Source organism: Kitasatospora sp. NPDC004272 (assembly GCF_053603035.1).
Window position 1 is genome coordinate 1 of sequence record NZ_JBSGET010000171.1, and the last position, 15,840, is coordinate 15,840.

At 74.0% G+C, this 15,840-nt stretch carries 15 protein-coding genes; 11 read left to right on the top strand and 4 right to left on the bottom strand.

Annotated elements, in window-relative coordinates:
- The first annotated feature begins 218 nt into the window (after positions 1 to 218).
- Positions 219 to 1,631 (top strand): glycosyltransferase 87 family protein, encoded by a 1,413-nt coding sequence (locus ACWEO5_RS34135; RefSeq protein ID WP_452165994.1) that lies wholly within the window; start codon positions 219 to 221, stop codon positions 1,629 to 1,631.
- Positions 1,632 to 1,905: 274 nt separating this feature from the next.
- Here the strand turns inward: ACWEO5_RS34135 and ACWEO5_RS34140 are convergent, their stop codons facing one another.
- A complete protein-coding gene (locus tag ACWEO5_RS34140) occupies positions 1,906 to 2,325 on the bottom strand; it encodes an SsgA family sporulation/cell division regulator (RefSeq protein ID WP_014135973.1) in 420 nt (139 codons plus the stop codon).
- Between the two features lie 420 nt (positions 2,326 to 2,745).
- Here ACWEO5_RS34140 and ACWEO5_RS34145 point away from each other — a divergent pair, with 420 nt between their 5' ends.
- Positions 2,746 to 4,632 (top strand): RDD family protein, encoded by a 1,887-nt coding sequence (locus ACWEO5_RS34145; protein WP_452165995.1) that lies wholly within the window; start codon positions 2,746 to 2,748, stop codon positions 4,630 to 4,632.
- A 116-nt stretch (positions 4,633 to 4,748) separates the two neighbouring features.
- Complete coding sequence (locus ACWEO5_RS34150) at positions 4,749 to 5,429, top strand: RDD family protein (protein ID WP_452165996.1); 681 nt, start codon at positions 4,749 to 4,751, stop codon at positions 5,427 to 5,429.
- A 110-nt stretch (positions 5,430 to 5,539) separates the two neighbouring features.
- Here the strand turns inward: ACWEO5_RS34150 and ACWEO5_RS34155 are convergent, their stop codons facing one another.
- The gene (locus ACWEO5_RS34155) at positions 5,540 to 5,788 is read right to left on the bottom strand and encodes a hypothetical protein (RefSeq protein ID WP_452165997.1); all 249 of its coding nucleotides are present in this window, start codon (positions 5,786 to 5,788) and stop codon (positions 5,540 to 5,542) included.
- Positions 5,789 to 6,135: 347 nt separating this feature from the next.
- Between ACWEO5_RS34155 and ACWEO5_RS34160 the strand changes: the two genes are divergently transcribed.
- From ACWEO5_RS34160 to ACWEO5_RS34190, 7 genes are all read left to right on the top strand, one after another.
- Positions 6,136 to 6,825, top strand: a complete 690-nt coding sequence (locus ACWEO5_RS34160) for an endonuclease V (protein ID WP_452165998.1) — start codon at positions 6,136 to 6,138, stop codon at positions 6,823 to 6,825.
- 142 nt (positions 6,826 to 6,967) lie between these two features.
- Entirely contained in the window at positions 6,968 to 7,399 is a 432-nt protein-coding gene (locus tag ACWEO5_RS34165; RefSeq protein ID WP_452165999.1) for a hypothetical protein, read from the top strand.
- A 43-nt stretch (positions 7,400 to 7,442) separates the two neighbouring features.
- Positions 7,443 to 8,969: a WXG100 family type VII secretion target gene (locus ACWEO5_RS34170; protein ID WP_452166000.1), complete on the top strand. Its 1,527-nt coding sequence runs from the start codon at positions 7,443 to 7,445 to the stop codon at positions 8,967 to 8,969.
- A 90-nt stretch (positions 8,970 to 9,059) separates the two neighbouring features.
- Complete coding sequence (gene mycP, locus ACWEO5_RS34175; protein WP_452166001.1) at positions 9,060 to 10,511, top strand: type VII secretion-associated serine protease mycosin; 1,452 nt, start codon at positions 9,060 to 9,062, stop codon at positions 10,509 to 10,511.
- Between the two features lie 230 nt (positions 10,512 to 10,741).
- Positions 10,742 to 10,918, top strand: a complete 177-nt coding sequence (locus ACWEO5_RS34180) for a hypothetical protein (protein ID WP_452166002.1) — start codon at positions 10,742 to 10,744, stop codon at positions 10,916 to 10,918.
- Positions 10,919 to 10,940: 22 nt separating this feature from the next.
- A complete protein-coding gene (locus ACWEO5_RS34185; protein ID WP_344551237.1) occupies positions 10,941 to 11,390 on the top strand; it encodes an HIT family protein in 450 nt (149 codons plus the stop codon).
- Positions 11,391 to 11,466: 76 nt separating this feature from the next.
- Positions 11,467 to 12,015: a DinB family protein gene (locus tag ACWEO5_RS34190; RefSeq protein WP_452166003.1), complete on the top strand. Its 549-nt coding sequence runs from the start codon at positions 11,467 to 11,469 to the stop codon at positions 12,013 to 12,015.
- 7 nt (positions 12,016 to 12,022) lie between these two features.
- Here ACWEO5_RS34190 and ACWEO5_RS34195 read toward each other — a convergent pair whose 3' ends face one another.
- Positions 12,023 to 13,129: a DUF2332 domain-containing protein gene (locus ACWEO5_RS34195; protein WP_452166004.1), complete on the bottom strand. Its 1,107-nt coding sequence runs from the start codon at positions 13,127 to 13,129 to the stop codon at positions 12,023 to 12,025.
- 369 nt (positions 13,130 to 13,498) lie between these two features.
- Positions 13,499 to 13,885, bottom strand: coding sequence for a hypothetical protein (locus tag ACWEO5_RS34200; protein WP_344551243.1), 387 nt, complete (start codon positions 13,883 to 13,885; stop codon positions 13,499 to 13,501).
- A gap of 306 nt (positions 13,886 to 14,191) precedes the next feature.
- On the opposite strand from ACWEO5_RS34200, the gene ACWEO5_RS34205 reads away from it, so the two are divergent.
- A complete protein-coding gene (locus ACWEO5_RS34205) occupies positions 14,192 to 15,445 on the top strand; it encodes a cation diffusion facilitator family transporter (RefSeq protein WP_452166005.1) in 1,254 nt (417 codons plus the stop codon).
- Positions 15,446 to 15,840 lie beyond the last annotated feature (395 nt).

Genomic DNA, 15,840 nt, shown 5'->3' on the forward strand with positions numbered 1-15,840 from the left:
CCACCGGCCGACCGGCCGCGGTCCGCGCCGCTCCCGCCGGCCGCCCGGGAACCGCGGTCGCCCCGGGCCGGGCCCGACCGTCCGGCCGCTCTCCCCGGCGGCCGGACGGCAGCCCCAGGAGGGGAGCCCGGGGCGACCGCGACCGGTGGCGCCCGCCGACCGTTCGGGTAGTGTCGGCTGCTGGCCCGGCAGAGGTCGACGGCGGACGGAGCAACACAGTGACCACGGTGCACCCGGATCGGAGCACGCCCGCGGGCGGCCCCGCCCAGCCGCCCGTCCCGGCCCGGCAGCGCCTCCTCACCGCCCCGGCCCGCCGGGCCGCCGCCGTCGCCGAGGCCCTGCGCACCGCCCCCCGGCGCCCGCTGCTGGCCGCCGCCGCGGTCGCCCTGCTCTCGCTGCTCGGCTACGCGGTGGTGCGGCACCTCGCCGGCACCTCAATGGTCGACATGGTGGTCTACCGGGCCGAGGGCGCCGCCGTCGCCGACGGCCACGACCTGTACGCGCTGCGGGTCACCGAGTGGAGCCTGCCCGCGACCTACCCTCCGTTCGCCGCGATGCTGTTCGTGCCGACCACCTGGATCGGCGTCCCGCTGCTGCGCGTCGTCATCACCGCCGGCAACCTGCTGCTGCTCGCCACCCTGGCCCACCTGTCCTTCAAACTGGCCGACTGGCCGCGCCGCGACCTGCGTCCGGTCGGCGTCCTGCTGGTCACCGGACTGGGCGTCTGGCTGGAACCGGTCTTCACCACCCTGCGCTACGGCCAGATCAACCTCGCGCTGGCCTGCCTGATCCTCTGGGACCTCACCCGCCCCGACGCCGCCCGCAGCAAGGGCGTCGCCATCGGCATCGCCGCCGGCATCAAGCTCACCCCCGGCCTGTTCGCCGTCTACCTGCTGATCACCGGCCGGGTCCGGGCCGCGCTCACGGCCGGTGCCGCCTTCGCCGGCACCTTCCTGATCGGCGCGCTGGTCCTCCCCGACGCCACCCGCGGCTACTGGACGAAGTACATGTTCGACTCCAGCCGGGTCGGCAAGACCGTCATCGTCGACAACCAGTCGCTGCGCGGCCTGGTCGCCCGGATCCTGCACGTCGAAACCCCCGGCGCCGTCGCCACCCTGCTCGGCGCCCTGGTCGCCGCCGCCGGACTCTCCATCGCCGTCTGGGCGCACCGCAGCGCCCGCTGGTCGCCGCGCGCCGACGCCTGGAGCGTGTGCGTCGCCCTGGTCACCGCCGTCCTGGTCTCACCGATCAGCTGGACCCACCACTGGGTGTGGTGCGTGCCGGTGCTCGTGCTGCTCGCCGCCGAGGCCGCGCACGAGCGCTCCCGCCCCGCCGCGGTCCGGCGCCTGCGCTGGCGGCCGATCTTCGGACTGACCCTGCTCGGTTTCCTGTCCTTCTCGATGTGGATCGTCCCGCACAAGGGCGACCTGGACCTGCACCTGTCGCCGCTCGAACAGCTCCCGGCCGGCGTCTACCCGCTGATCGGCCTGGGCTTCCTCGCCGTCGCCGCGCTCCGGGTCCGCTCCCGGCGGCTCGCGGCCGGCGCCCCGCTGGTCCGCGTCCCCGCCCCGCGCACCGACCCGGACGGGCTCGGCAGCGCCGGCGCGCAGAAGGCCCCCGCGGCCCGCTGAACCCCGGCCAGCCGCTCGGTCCGCTCGATCCGCTCGATCTGTTCCGTCCGCTCGGTCCGCTCGATCCGCTCGGTCCGCTCGGTCCGCTCCGGCCGTCCAGGGCGTCCCGAAGGCGGACGCTCCGGCGGACGACCGGGCGGGCGGGTCGGAACGGACTGTGCCCGGCCCCGCGTCCGCACTCGCGCCCGCACTCGTGTCCGCACTCGCGCCCGCGCCCCTGTTCGCGTCCGGGTTCGCGCCCGCACCCGCGCCCGGGGCGGCCGTGCGCGCCCCCTCACGCCAGCAGCTCCGCCAGCGAACCGTCCAGGTCCATCGCCTCCAGCTCCGCCCCCGGCGGCACCAGCCGGTGCGCCCGCTCCAGCCAGGCCGCCACCGTCGGCAGCGGCGCCTCCAGCAGCGCGTCCCCCGCCGGCGAGCTCAGCGCCATGCACAGCACGCTGCGCCGCCCCGACCGGGTCGGCCAGATCCGCACGTCGCCCTGACCGCACGGCCGGAACGTCCCCTCCACCAGCAGCTCCCGGGCGAACACCCAGGTCACCGGCGTCCCGCTGTCCAGGTGGAAGGTCACGTACACCGCGAACGGGTCGTGGCTCCCGTACGACAGCCGCGCCGCCACCGGGACGCTGCGCTCCGGCGACAGCACCAGGTTCAGCTCCAACTCCTGCTCCACCACTCCGGTCGACTGTCCGGCCATCGCCCTCACCCTCTCCGCCTCGCGGGGCCGCCGTTCGACCCCCGCACCATTCGAGAGCGCGGGCGGTGCGGACTCTTACACGGGTTCCGCGAGTTCCTCCGGAACTTTTTTCCGGCCGCACCCCGCAGAACCTTTTCCACCCCGCCCCGGTTGTTCCGGACGGGAACACCGCAAGCACCGGAACGCCGCGGCCGCCGGCACCGCCGACCGCCGCACCACCCGCCCCGGAACGGCCCCCGCCGCCCCGGGCGCACCTGCAGTACCACGTGTTCCCGCTCGTTACACGAGTTCCGGTGAACCAGGGGGACGAGGTCGTTCGAGGTACTACCCTTTGTGACTGCCCGGCGACTCTCCGCCCGCGGCTCCCCCACGCACGTCCGCACACCCGCACGCCGCGGTGCCGGTACGAAGGAAGACGCAATGACGGACCGGCCCCCCACCACAGGCTCGACCCTCGGCGCGACCCTGGCCGGGGACGCCGGAGCACCCGGCTACTACCCCGACCCCTCGGTGCCCGGCTTCCTCCGCTACTGGGCCGGCCACGCCTGGGTCCCCGGCACCAGCCGCCCGGCCCCCGGCCCCGGCGAACCGCTCGACCCGCCGCGCTTCGTCGCCCGCTACCTCACCGCACCCCCCTACGACCTCCCGCCCGGCCTCACCCCCGCCGCCCCCGCCGACCCGTCCGCACCGCTGGTCGAGACCGGCCCGATCTACTTCGACGAGACCGGGGCCCAGGCCGTCTTCGCCGTGCCCCTCCACCCGGAACCCGGAGCGGGGCCCGCGGGCGGGGCCGGGGACGAGCCGGAGTCCGGCGCCGGGCCCGGTGAGCTGGAGGTGCGCCCCCGCAACGAGATGGAGCCGCTGCGCCCGGCCGAGGTGACCCCCTGGGCGGTCGCCGGGAACGGCCTGCAGCCGGTCGCGGCCGAGTCCTGGGCCACCGCCGCGGCGCTGCGCCTCGGCAGCGGGGGAGGGGCGAGCCTGCCCGCCGGCGCGGTCGTCGCGCCGCGGAAGGGGCGCGAGGGGCGGGAGGCTCGCGAGGTTCGGGAGGCTCGCGAGGTGGAGGCCGCGGTCCGGCCGCTGGCACTGCCCGGGCCGGTGACGGAGTCGGGGTCGGAACCGGAACCGGAACCGGAGCTTGAGCTGGAGGCAGAGCCGGGGCCCGTGGCGGGCGGCCCGCCCGCGCCGCGGGCCGCGCGGCCGCTCGGTGGCACGCCCTGGCACGGCGGCGGCAACGGGGGCGCGGCGGGGGACGGTTCGGTGGGGCTGGCGGCTTCGCCCGGCGCGCTGTTCGAGCCGGTGCCGTCGCAGTCGGAGCCCGTCGAACCGGAGCGTGCCCAGGGCCGGGACGGGGAGCCGTTGTCGCAGCCGGGGCCGGCCGGTTCCGATCCCGGTACCGGGTGGCGGGCCGACCCGCGGGCGCAGCGCGGGCTGATGGAGACCGGCGGGGCCCCGCGCTGGGTGTCCTGGGGCACCGAGTCGGAAGCCGAGCCCGGCGGTGAGGCGGAGCAGGCTCCGGAGGCGGTGGCGCCCACGCCCGCGCCCGCATCCGTACCCGCGCCCGCTGTCGCGCCGGAGGCCGAGCGGCCCGAGCGGTCCGAGCGGTCCGAGCGGCCCGAGCGGTCCGGACGGGCGCCGCGGACGGCGCACGTCACCAGCGAGCGGGTCCGTCCGCCGCGCCGGGCCGAGGAGCCCCGTGCCGACGGGTCGCCGACCGCGCCCGCCGACCGTCGTTCCGGCGCGGCCGCAACCGCCCCAGCCGCCGCAACCGCCGCGTCCACCGGAGCCCGCAAGCGCCGTCCGGCGGCTGCCGCGGCCGTGCCCGCCGGGGTGGGTGCGCGGACGTTCGCCTGGCTGGTGGACGGGGCGGTCACGGCGGTGGTCGGCGCGGCCGTCGCGGTGCCGTTGGCCGGGACGGTGCGGGCCCACGTCCAGGAGAAGATCGACCGGGCGGAGCTGGCCGCCAGCCTGACGGGCCGCCAGCACCAGGTGTGGCTGCTGGACGGAACGGTGCTGGGCCGGGTGGGCGTGCTGCTCGGGGTGCTGCTGCTGTTCGGGCTGCTCTACCAGGTGGTGCCGATCGCCCGGACCGGCCAGACCTTCGGCAAGCGGATGGCCCGGGTCCGGGTGGTCGCCGCGGGCGGGACCGGCGCACCGGGGTTCGGCCGGTCGCTGGCACGCTGGCTGGTGCGCGGACTGGGCACCGCAGTCCTGCTCGGCCCGGTCGCCGCGCTGCTGGACCGTTCGGCCCGGCGCGGCTGGCACGACCGGGCGGCGCGGACCCGGGTGGTGCGGGCGGAGCGAGGCTGACGTCCGGTCGGGCCGTCCCCGCGGGGCGGGGGCGGCTGGTTCCGAAGGATGGCAAAACGGGCGGAAACCGCCTAGATATCCCAACTTTGTAGTATTTGCGGTGTTCTACTCGTGCCATGAGCACCAGCGACCCCTCGGGAACCGAGCCGGAGGAGGGCGGGCGGCCTTCCTTCGACAAGCAGCCCCCGTCGTCGGGCAGCCCCTACGACACCCCGTCCGGCTACGGCGGCCAGTACGGTGCGCCGGCCGACTCGGGCTCCCCCTACGACAACCCGCCCCCCGGCTACGTCCCCCCGCCCGGCAGCCCCGGCGACCCGTACGGCTCGCCCTACGGCGCCCCCGGGTCCGGCCCGGGCCCCGGCCCCGTCCCCGGGATGCCCCCGCTGGGCGGCTGGGGCGCCCGCATCCTGGCCCGGCTGGTCGACTACCTCCTGGTGCAGGTGATCGCCATCGTGGTGCTGCTCCCGTTCATGCACTTCGACGAACAGAGCGGCTGGGTCGGCTCGTTCTGGCTCAGTGGCGTGCTCTACCTGGTGTACGAAGGCCTGATGCTCAGCCGGGACGGCCAGACCCTCGGCAAGAAGCTGATGAAGGTCCGGGTCGCCATGCTCGCCGACGGCACCTCCCCGACCTCCTCCGCCGCCTGGACCAGGGCCGCCGTCTTCGTCGTTCCCGCGCTGATCTGCTGCGGCGGCCTCTGGTGGATCGTCGACGGGCTGTTCGGCGTCTTCGACAAGCCCTACCGCCAGTGCATCCACGACAAGGCGGCCAAGACCGTGGTGGTCTCGACCGCCTGACCCGCCTCCCGCGCCCGGTCGGGCGCACGTTTGGGCCCCGGGCGCGCGGCAGCCGTTGACCTGCCGCGGGCCCGGGAGTCTTTGCGCGGCGGCCTCCGCGCCGGGGCCCGTCAGCGCGACTGGTGCGCGTACACCGGCTGCCGGACGGCGGTCGGCTCGGACGGCCGGACGGGGGGCAGCGCGACCGCCTGCGGCGGGCGGCGGCGGGCAGTTGGGGACAGCAGTACGGCGGACAGCGTGCCGAGCGCGACGGCGAAGCCGACCAGCACCGTGATCCGCCACACCCCCGACTCCCCGGACACGGCCAGCAGCGCCACCGCGGCGACCACCGCGACCAGCGTGCCGACACCCAACTGCACGGCACTGAAACGACTTCCGGACACCAGCGCGGAAGCCCGGGACGCGGCGACGGCACGGGACGGAACGGCGGGGCGCGGCATGGCGGTCGACCCTTCGCGCGGAACGGGGGGAGCCCAGCGGGGGAGCTGTGCGGGGAACGAGGCGGTGCGGGGCGGAACCGGGGAGCGGTAAGTACAGCCTAACCGCCAGGAGTTGACCTACTCCGGGGCACGGGGGGCGCACGGGCTCACACCTCGGCAGCGCACCGCCGCATCCACCACCCCGGGCGCCCGCTAACGTGCCTACGGACCACCGCGCACCAGCCCGCGGGCCCGCACCAGCCCGTCCCCGACCTTCGGGAGCCGCCATGACCGTCCCCGCCGACTGGCCCACCACGGCCGAGGCCGCCCGCGCCGAACAGGAACGCCTGCGCCCCCTGGTCGTCCCCGAAGGACCCGAACCCCCGCGCCGCCCGGGCACGTTGATCGCCGGCGTCGACGTCGCCTACGACGACGAACGCGACGTCGTCGCCGCCGCGGCCGTCCTCCTCGACTACGCCACCCTCGACGTCGTCGAACAGGCCACCGCCGTGGGCCGGGTCGCCTTCCCCTACCTCCCCGGGCTCCTCGCCTTCCGCGAACTCCCCGCCGTCCTCGACGCCCTGGCCCGACTCACCCGCACCCCCGACCTCGTCGTCTGCGACGGCTACGGCCTCGCCCACCCCCGACGCCTCGGCCTCGCCAGCCACCTCGGCGTCCACACCGGCCTCCCCACCCTCGGCATCGCCAAGAACCCCTTCACCTTCACCCACCAGCCCCCCGGCGACCACCGCGGCGCCTGGACCCCCCTGCTCGACGGCCCCGACCCCGTGGGCCGCGCCCTGCGCACCCGCCAGGGCGTCAAGCCCGTCTTCCTCTCCGTCGGCCACCGCATCGGCCTCGACGAAGCCACCGCCGTCACCCTCGCCCTCACCCCCGCCTACCGCCTCCCCGAAACCACCCGCCAAGCCGACTCCCTCTGCCGCCGGGCCCTCGCCGCCACCACCCCCGCCCCCTGATCCCACCCGCACCCGCCAGGGGGCGTGTTGACAGCCCGTTGTATGTGTTAGACATAGAGGTTGGAGCCAACTTTCTTTCAGGCCCCGGACGGTCGAGCGGGCAGTCGCGCGGGGCAGCAGGTACGGGGGAGGTACGAAACACATGACTACGAGCGGCAACGGCTTCCAGGTCGAGGTCGACAACCTGCGGGCGTTCGCGGCCCAAGTGCGCGGCCTGCTGAGCGAGTTCGAGAGCGGCGCGGGCAAGTCCGTGGTGTTCGGGGCGAGCGGGGTCAACTCCGGAGCCTTCGGGAGCTTCGATGAGGCCCGGCAGTTGAACATGTCGTACGACCAAGCGCGTGCTCAGCTAAGCGGCATTCTGGCCAAAATCCAGGAAACTATCGATGTGGCACAGCAGAACGCGGACCACACCGCCACGAACTACGAGGAACACGAGCAGGACACCAGCAAGCGCATGACGATGGCACAGGACGGGTGGGCCACCACCTGGAGCCAGGCCGAGTTGGACGCGCAGCGGACACCTGCTTCTGCGCCGCAGAGTCAACCGGTGAACTCGGCGGAGACGCAGTGGTGACGGCAAGGAAGACCGAGGCAACTGACGGAAGGCGGGGGAGCGCATGGTAGCGGTGCTGAACCAGGGCGGTGGCGGTGAAAATCCAGAGACCGATTTCTCCGCTCACAGTCATGCCGAGTTGATTTCCATGGTGAATGCACTGGACTCCGGTTCGGTTATGGCGGCAGCCGATCCCTGGCGGCGTGCGCACGAGACCTTGACCCGCATCCAGGCGGCGCTGACGACTGCTACCAACGATGCCACCAGTGCATGGCAGGGGAGCACTAGTGATGCTTTCCATCAGCACATGACCATGCTGGCAGAAAATGTTGGTACGGCAGCCGAAACCACGCACTATACCGCCACTGTGCTGCAGGAGCTGTCGGCGTCGATTGATCAGGCCAAGGCTGCCATGCCCGAGGAGCCGGGATTCTGGGACAGTGTTGGCGACGGCGTCAGTGATTTCGCCAAGGAATCGGTCGGAATCGACAACGATGATACCCAGAACAGCATCGCCGACTCGCGCAAGAAGCAGGCGGTTACTGTGATGCAGGTTTTGGCAGTCAAGTACAATGTCGCCAGTACTTCCCTGAAGAGGGTTGTGCGTTTTGATGAGGATCCTGATTCGGCGAAGCAATTGACGCCGCCGAGCGATGGGACTGCGGGATTCATCGCGGCGATCGCCGGGGTCACTGCAGGCTCCTTCCAGGGAAGCAGCCGATCGACCGGTTCCTCAGGCTCGCAGACCGCGCTCAAGAGCACGTCCACCAGTCGGACGCCGCAGGCCCCGAAGCTCCAGGCGACCGTGGTCCGTCCGACCGATGCCGGGATTTCCGGGGGGACGGCCAACCCCGTCGCCCAGCCGAAGGGCCCGGGCACGGGCATCGACGGAATTCCGGGCGGTTCCCAGGGCGGCGCCCGTGGCGGCACCGCGACGGTCGGCGGCCCGAGCGGCGTGCACGGCCCGACCGGTAGCGGCGGAGGCGGTCTGAGCGGTGGAGGCACCGCCGGCGGGCCGCTGGGCCAGGGTGCGGGAACTCTGGCCGGTGGTACCGGTCTTGGCGGTAGCCGGGCCGGGTTCAGCGGCAACAGCGTTTCGAAGGCAGGGACGTTCGGGTCCAACGGCCTGAGCGGCGGTGGCGCTGGTGCTGGCGGTACTGCGGCCGGTGGTGCCGGTGGTGCGGGTGCTCGTGCCGGCGGCATGGGCGGTGGCGGCATGGGTGGCGGTGCCGGTGCGGGCGGAGCTGGTGGTGGTGGCCTCAAGGGCCGTACCGGCAGTGGCCTGACCGGCAAGGCCGGCGGTGTCGTCGGTGAGGCCGCGCAGGGCGGCGCCGGTGGACGTGCGTTCTCCCAGGGGGGTTCCGGTATCGGCCGGAGCCGTTTCGGGCAGGGCGCGGGCGCGGCCGGAGGTGCCGGCCAGGCCGGTGCCGCGGGTCAGGGCGGCGCGGCCGGGCACGGTGCCGGCATGGCCGGTCACGGTCAGAGCAGCAAGCGGGCCAAGAAGGGCACCTCGGACCGTCCGGACTACCTGGTGGAGGACGAGGAGACCTGGGCCTCCGGCAAGAACGCCAACCCGAACGTAGTGGAATGACGCTCGATCAGTAGAACAGTCGGACATGACCTGGCCGCCCTGCAGATCCGAGGGTCTGCGGGGCGGCCGCTCAACGAGGGGTGACGAGGCTTGACGACCAGCCGATCCGCGCGCGGTCTGGCCGCGCTTGCTGCCGGAGCCCTGCTGTGGGGCGTGAGTGCAGGGCCTGCTGCGGCAGATCAGGACCGCGATCAGCAGTGGGTGTTGAAGAAATACAACATGGTCGGCAAGGTCTGGCCCATCAGCCAGGGTGAGGGTGTGGTCGTCGCGGTCATCGACACCGGTGTCGACGCCAATCACCCGGACCTGTCTGGGCAGGTGCTCCCCGGCCTCGACCTCACCGATCCAAGTGGTGATGGGCGAACCGACACCGTGGGTCACGGAACGGGCATGGCTTCCAACATTGCCGCGCACGGCCACGGCGATGGTGAGGGCGTGATGGGGCTTGCGCCTAAGGCAAAGATCCTTCCGATAAAGATGGATGTTGACGCCGGATTTGGCTCCGGGACGGGGAATGAGGTCAGCTACCATAATTTCGCCACGGCGATTCGTTATGGGGTTGACCATGGTGCAAAAGTTATCAATATGTCCTTCGGTGGTACGGGAGTAGTTCAAGGGGAATATAGGGACGCGATTAATTATGCGATCAAAAAAGACGTTGTCCTTGTTGCCGGGACCGGGAACGAAGGACTCCCTCTGGTTGCCTATCCCGCAGGGTTCCCCGGCGTGGTAGCAGTCTCGGCTGTCACGGAAAGTGGAGAAATCTGGAAGGATTCTTCTACGGGGCCACAAGTTACGCTGGCCGCTCCGGGCGACAGTATCCACCATGCTGGTCTCAATGGAGGATACGGAAGCCCGTCCGGGACTTCTGATTCGGCAGCTTTTGTTTCGGCGGTTGCTGCACTTGTGCGTTCGAAGTACCCGAACCTCTCGGCGGGTCAGGTCATCAATCGGATGACCAGTAGTGCTTATCACCAGCCAGGGCAGGGCTCATTCCCGAATGACAAGTACGGCTACGGCATCGTCTCTCCGTCCGGGTCGTTGGCCGAGAATCCCGCGGTGGACAACGGCCCGAAGGAGAATCCGCTGCTGAGTCGGTCGGAGCCGGACGGGAGCAAGCCCGATGGTTCTTCGGCTGCTCCCTCCGCCGGCGCGTCGAAGGGTTCCTCGGGTGCCGCGAAGCCGCCCGCCGCCGGTGGTGATTCGACTGCGCCGCAGGCGAGTGGTGATTCGGGGAGCAAGAGCAACAGCGGGATGCTGATCGCGATCGGTGGCGGTGTGATCGCCGTGATCGTGGTCGTGGTGATCATCGTCCTGGTGCGCCGTTCCAAGAACGGCAACGGTGGTGGCGGTTCCGGTGGTCCGGGTGGTCCCGGTGGGCCGGGGGCGCCGGTGGGGCCTGGTGGGCCGGGGTACGGGTACCAGCAGGGGGCGCAGCAGCAGCCGGTGGGGTACGGGTATCCGCAGGCGCCGCCGCAGGTGGGTGGGCAGCCGGGGTATCCGTCGCAGCCGCCGGCCGGGGGGAATCCGTACCAGAGTTGATGGGGGGCCGGGAGGGGGCCCCGGCGTAGGGGGAACGGCCCTTCGCGGGGTGGCTGGACGGGGGGTCCGGCTGCTTCGCGGGGGGCCGTTCGGCGTGTGTGGGGGGCTGAGGACACGCCCACGGACGGGGGAGGGTGGTCGGGCGGGGTGGGGGTGGTGGGGTAAGAGATGGCGGGAGTGTGGTCGTCGGATGCCCGGAGGTGGGTGCTGTGGTGCGGTGGAAGCGTGCGGTGGCGGGGTTGGTCGTGGTGGTGGCGGGTGTGGTGGGGGTGCCGGGGGTGGCGGGGGCCGAGGGGGTGCAGAACGAGCAGCAGCGGGAGGTGTGTTCGCGGTTGTTGGACGGGTTGCTGCCGGGGCTGGTGCCGACTTCCTCGGTGTGTGCGGTGCAGGGGGTGGGGCAGGGCTGAGGCGCGGTCGTAGGGTGGGGGGATGACGGGCGGGGAGTGTTACGCGTGTGCCCGCGAGGGCGAGTTCGAGCGGTTGCCGGCGTACGAGCGGATCGCGGTGGACGAGCACTGGCGGGTGGTGCACGCGGTGGACTGCGCGTTGCCGGGGTGGCTGGTGCTGCTGCCCCGGCGGCACCTGGAGTCGTTGGCGGAGCTGACCGACGCGGAGGCGGCTTCGCTCGGGGTGTGGCAGGTGCGGTTGGCGCGGGCGCTGGGGGAGGTGACGGGGTGCCGGAAAGCGTACGTGGCGCAGTTCGGGGAGGCGGCCGGGTTCGCGCACGTGCACTTCCACCTGGTGCCGCGGGGGGAGGAGTGGCCGGTGGAGTGGCTGGGGCCCCGGGTGTTCGGGTTGTTGAAGGCGGGGGAGCGGGCGGTGCCGGCGGCGCGGATGGACGAGTTGGCGGGGCGGCTGGCCGCCGTCCTGGCGGGGTGAGGGGTGGCGGGATCTCGACGACGGCTGGCGGCCGGGCCGCTGGTGGGGGGCGTGGCGGGGCGGCCATGCTGGGCACATGATCACTCCTGACACCAAGGACTGGACCTGGGTCCTCGAACGTCCCTGCGCCGACTGCGGCCTGGACACTCCGGCGGTCGCCTTCGAGGCGGTGCCGGGCATGATCCGGGCGAACGCGGCGGCCTGGGTCGCACTGCTGGGCGCCGAGGGCGGGGCGGCGGCCGGGTTGGGGGAGCGTCCGGCCGCCGGGGTGTGGTCGCCGCTGGAGTACGCCTGCCACGTCCGGGACGTGTTCCGGCTGTTCGACGTGCGGCTGCGGTTGATGCTGGCCGAGGACGATCCGCTGTTCGCCAACTGGGACCAGGACGCCACCGCCGTCGAGGAGCGCTACCGGGAGCAGGACCCGGCGTTGGTCGCCGTCGAACTGGCGGAGGCGGCCGAGCAGTTGGCGCGTTCCTTCGCCGCGGTGCCGGAGGCCGGGCGGCGGCGCACCGGGAACCGCAGCGACGGTGCCCGGTTCACCGTGGAGTCCTTCGCCCGTTACCTGATCCACGACCCGGTGCACCACCGCTACGACGTCACCGGCCTTCGGCACCAGGAAAGTTGACCAGACGTCAGAGTAGGAGGAGGGCGGGGTCGTCCTGCTCCAGGGTCCAGGCGGGCAGGCCGTGCGGTCGGGCTTCGGCGAGCGTCACCTCGGGGTCGGCGCCGAGTCGGGCGGTGAGCAGGAAGCGGTGTCCGGCGCCGACCCGGCGCGGTTCGAAGGCGAGGTGCAGGAACGGCGCGGACGGGTCGGAGGCGGCCGCGAGGCGGGCCAGTTCGTCCTCGGCGCGGCGCCACTCCTCGGCGGGCACGTACTGCCGCATGATCGAGTGCCAGACCACGGTCAGGGCGCCCTCGGCGGTCTCGACGTCGCGCAGGAACGCGGCGGCGCCGGCCGCCTCGACCGGGGCGGCCGTCTCGGCGGCGAGCGCGAGTGCGCCGTTCAGCCGTTGCACGCGCGGGAGTTGGTCCGCCCAGAGGTAGGAGCGCAGGGCCAGCGAGCCGTCGGCGGAGCGCGGGTCGATCGGGGTCGGGTCGCAGCCGCGCCGGTCGGTCACCCGCTGGAGCGGGGCGTCGCGCAGCCAGGCGGGCGGCTCGCCCTGCCAGGCGTCGGCCAGGACGACGGGGGAGTCCGGCGGCCCGTACGAGAAGCCCGGGGCGGTGCAGCGGAACCGGTCGGCCAGGAGGTTGAGGCCCGCGCTGGAGCCGAGTTCGCGCAACCGCACCGGGAAGGGGGCGCCGGGGGTGGCGGCCAACCGCCGCTGGGCCCAGGCGAGGCCGGTGAGCAGCAGGTTGGCCCGGCCGACCTCGTTGGTCTGCGGCGGGCGGGTGAGCCACTCGCGGACGAACGGCAGGTGGGCGGCGACGGCCTCGCGGAAGGCCGGCCAGGGGGCGTCCGGGTCGGCGGGGTCGAAGTGCCCGCCGGCGCTGGGGTAGTGGGCGGCGAGGTCGGGGGCGAGGCCGGACAGCACCAGGGCGTGGGCGGCGCCGAGCAGCCGCAGGGCGATGGCGTCCGGGCCCGGGGCGTCCTCGTGTCCGGCGATCGCGGCCGCGCACGGGCCGTCCGCGGCGAGGTCCTCGGCGGCGCGGCGGAGCAGGGCGGCGGACAGCGGGGAGCCCAGGGCGGCGCAGGAGTCCGCCTGGTGGTGGAACATGGCCACGGCGTGGTCGTGGGGCACTGCGGGGTCTCCGTTCTCCAGGGCCGCGAGGGGCGCGGGGGTCGCGACGGCCGTCACGGTCCTGACCGCCGTGACGGGAGTGGCGCCCGTGACGATCGTGACCGGCGGGCCCATCCTTCGCCGACCGCGGGGGCGGCGGTAGTACGCCTCGGGTGACCTTGATCACGAGCGGTGCGGTTCGGACGCCCGGGTGCTTCGGGAACGACCGGCCCGGGCCGGCGGCGGGCGGGCGGCGGGCGGGCGGCGGACGGGCGCGGTTCCGGCGGACGCGTTCCGCTCGCGGGGGGCGTGCTCCGGCAGGGCGAGGCGTGCCCCCGGAGGGCGAGGCGTGCCGGGGGCGCGCGGCCTGCGCTGCGCGCTCCGGAAGGGTCACCAGTCGGTGGCGCGCCTGCGGTGGGTCTGGCGGAGTTGGCTGGTGATGCTGGCGGTGTCGCCGCCCACCACGTCCGCGATCTCGGGGGTGGCCAGGCCGACTACGTAGTGCAGGATCGCCAGGTCCTCGTCGCCGTCCACGTCGGGCCGCAGGCCCTCGATCCCGGCGGTCGCGTGCTGCTCGGTGACGGTGTCGCGGAGGATCTGCCAGGCCGCGGCGGCCGGATTCGGACTCTCCAGGACGGTGGGCCACACCGAGGCGATCGCGTGCAGGGCGAGCCGGACCACCCGGTGGGCGGCGGCCGGTTCCTGGAACCAGACCCGGGCGTAGCTCCGGTACCTGGGTTCGTGGAGCTCGCAGAAGGCGGCGAACTCGACGGACACGTACGGGAGTTCGGTGGACCGATCAGCGGATGCCGAGTCTGCGGCCGGGACATGACGGTCAGTCACATCAGCTGCCTCTCGATCTGGGTCCGGACGGGGAGCGTCAGCGCTCACTCTAGGCCCTCGGGTGGGTGCTGTGGGTGACAAGTCTGCTGAGATGCCCGGAGCCGGACCTGATTCGGGCCGTTGTGTGACGAGGCGTCAGCAAATGCCGCCCGCCGGACGCAGCTGCGAGGGAATCGCACCTGGTCAGAGGTGGTACATCGACAGTGGCTGCAAGGGAGTCGGTGTGCCACTGTAAGCCCCATGGGTGAACGCTGGAACGGCGACGGGACTCACCTCCACGGGCGAATCCCGGACCACGGGCATGACCACCATCACACACCGGACCGGCCGGTCCTCCCCGGCCACGAGCCCCTCGACCACCACCACCCGCACGGCGGCACCGCCCCGGGGCCGCGGACTTCCACCACCGACGGGCGCACGGAACACCACCGCGCGCCCCGGACCGGACGCCAGGACGGCGGGCACGGCGGGCACGGCGGGCACGGCGAACACGGCGGGCACGCCCACGCGCACGGCGACCACGCGCACGGCGACCACGCGCACGGCCACCACCCGTGGCACCGCCTCGCGCACCTGCTGCGCCCGCACGCGCACGACGCCGCGGACCGGGTCGACGCGGCGATGGAGTCCTCGGCCGAGGGCCTGCGCACGCTCTGGATCTCGCTGCTGGTGCTGGGCGTGACGGCCGCCGCCCAGGCGGTGGTCGCGGTGCTGTCGGGTTCGGTGGCGCTGCTCGGCGACACCGTGCACAACGCCGCCGACGCGCTGACCGCCGTCCCGCTGGGCGTGGCGTTCCTGCTGGGGCGGCGGGCGGCGAGCCGCGGCTACCCGTACGGGTACGGGCGGGCCGAGGACCTGGCGGGCGTCGCCGTGGTGCTGGCGGTGGCGGCGTCCGCGCTGGTGGCGGGGTGGGCGGCGGCGCAGCGGCTGCTGCACCCGGAGCCGGTCGGGCAGTTGTGGGCGGTGGCCGCCGCGGCCCTCGCGGGGTGCGCCGGCAACGAGTGGGTGGCCCGTTACCGGATCGCCACCGGCCGCCGGATCGGCTCGGCGGCGCTGGTCGCGGACGGCCTGCACGCCCGCAGCGACGCGCTGGCCTCGCTGGCGGTGCTGCTCGGGGCGGGCGGCGGCGCGCTGGGCTGGCGGTACGCGGACCCGGTGGTCGGACTGCTGATCACGGTGGCGATCCTGGCCGTGCTGGCCGGCACGGTGCGCGAGGTGGGCCGGCGGCTGATGGACGCCGTCGATCCGGCGCTGCTGGACGCGGCGGAGCGCGAACTCGCCGCGGTGGACGGGGTGCGCGCGGTCGGCGCGGTCCGGATGCGCTGGATCGGGCACGCGCTGCGCGCCGAGGCGGAGGTGGTGGTCGACCGGACGCTGACGGTGGTGGCCGGGCACCAGGTGGCGGAGGCCGCCGAACGGGCCCTGGTCCGGGCCGTTCCCCGGCTGCTCGCCGCGACCGTGCACGTCGACCACGCCCCCGCCGGGACGGTCTGATCCGGTCGGGCGGTTCGGCGGGAGTCCCGGCGGGCGGCCCCGCCGGGTCGACGGTCCGAGCTGACGTGCCGTCAGAAAGCCCGCGGAGGGGCCAAGCGGCCCCGTCCGCGCGCCCGTGCGACTCCTGGGTCGTACGGGGCCCCCGGGGCGCTGGAGGGCCTTCCAGGGCCGCCGGGCTCCGCGGGGCCCGGCGGGTTCCCCCGCGCCGGGCCGTTCCGGGCCGTTCCGGGGCGTTCCGGGCCGTTCGCCGGGCCGCGTCCCGGGGCGCCTACCGCACCGCGCACCGCGCGCCGGGCCGCGCCCCCGTCCGCGGCCCCGCTCCCGGTTGGGCGCTCAGCGCTCGCGGGCGGTCTGCGTCGTCTGCGTCGCCTGTGCCGCCCGCGCCGCGGCCCGGG

Coding starts and splice junctions, on each gene's coding strand:
- ACWEO5_RS34140 (WP_014135973.1), bottom strand. CDS start 2,325: ATGGCCGGACAGTCGACCGGAGTGGTGGAGCAGGAGTTGGAGCTGAAC.
- ACWEO5_RS34145 (WP_452165995.1), top strand. CDS start 2,746: ATGACGGACCGGCCCCCCACCACAGGCTCGACCCTCGGCGCGACCCTG.
- ACWEO5_RS34150 (WP_452165996.1), top strand. CDS start 4,749: ATGAGCACCAGCGACCCCTCGGGAACCGAGCCGGAGGAGGGCGGGCGG.
- ACWEO5_RS34160 (WP_452165998.1), top strand. CDS start 6,136: ATGACCGTCCCCGCCGACTGGCCCACCACGGCCGAGGCCGCCCGCGCC.
- ACWEO5_RS34165 (WP_452165999.1), top strand. CDS start 6,968: ATGACTACGAGCGGCAACGGCTTCCAGGTCGAGGTCGACAACCTGCGG.
- ACWEO5_RS34170 (WP_452166000.1), top strand. CDS start 7,443: ATGGTAGCGGTGCTGAACCAGGGCGGTGGCGGTGAAAATCCAGAGACC.
- ACWEO5_RS34185 (WP_344551237.1), top strand. CDS start 10,941: ATGACGGGCGGGGAGTGTTACGCGTGTGCCCGCGAGGGCGAGTTCGAG.
- ACWEO5_RS34190 (WP_452166003.1), top strand. CDS start 11,467: ATGATCACTCCTGACACCAAGGACTGGACCTGGGTCCTCGAACGTCCC.
- ACWEO5_RS34205 (WP_452166005.1), top strand. CDS start 14,192: ATGGGTGAACGCTGGAACGGCGACGGGACTCACCTCCACGGGCGAATC.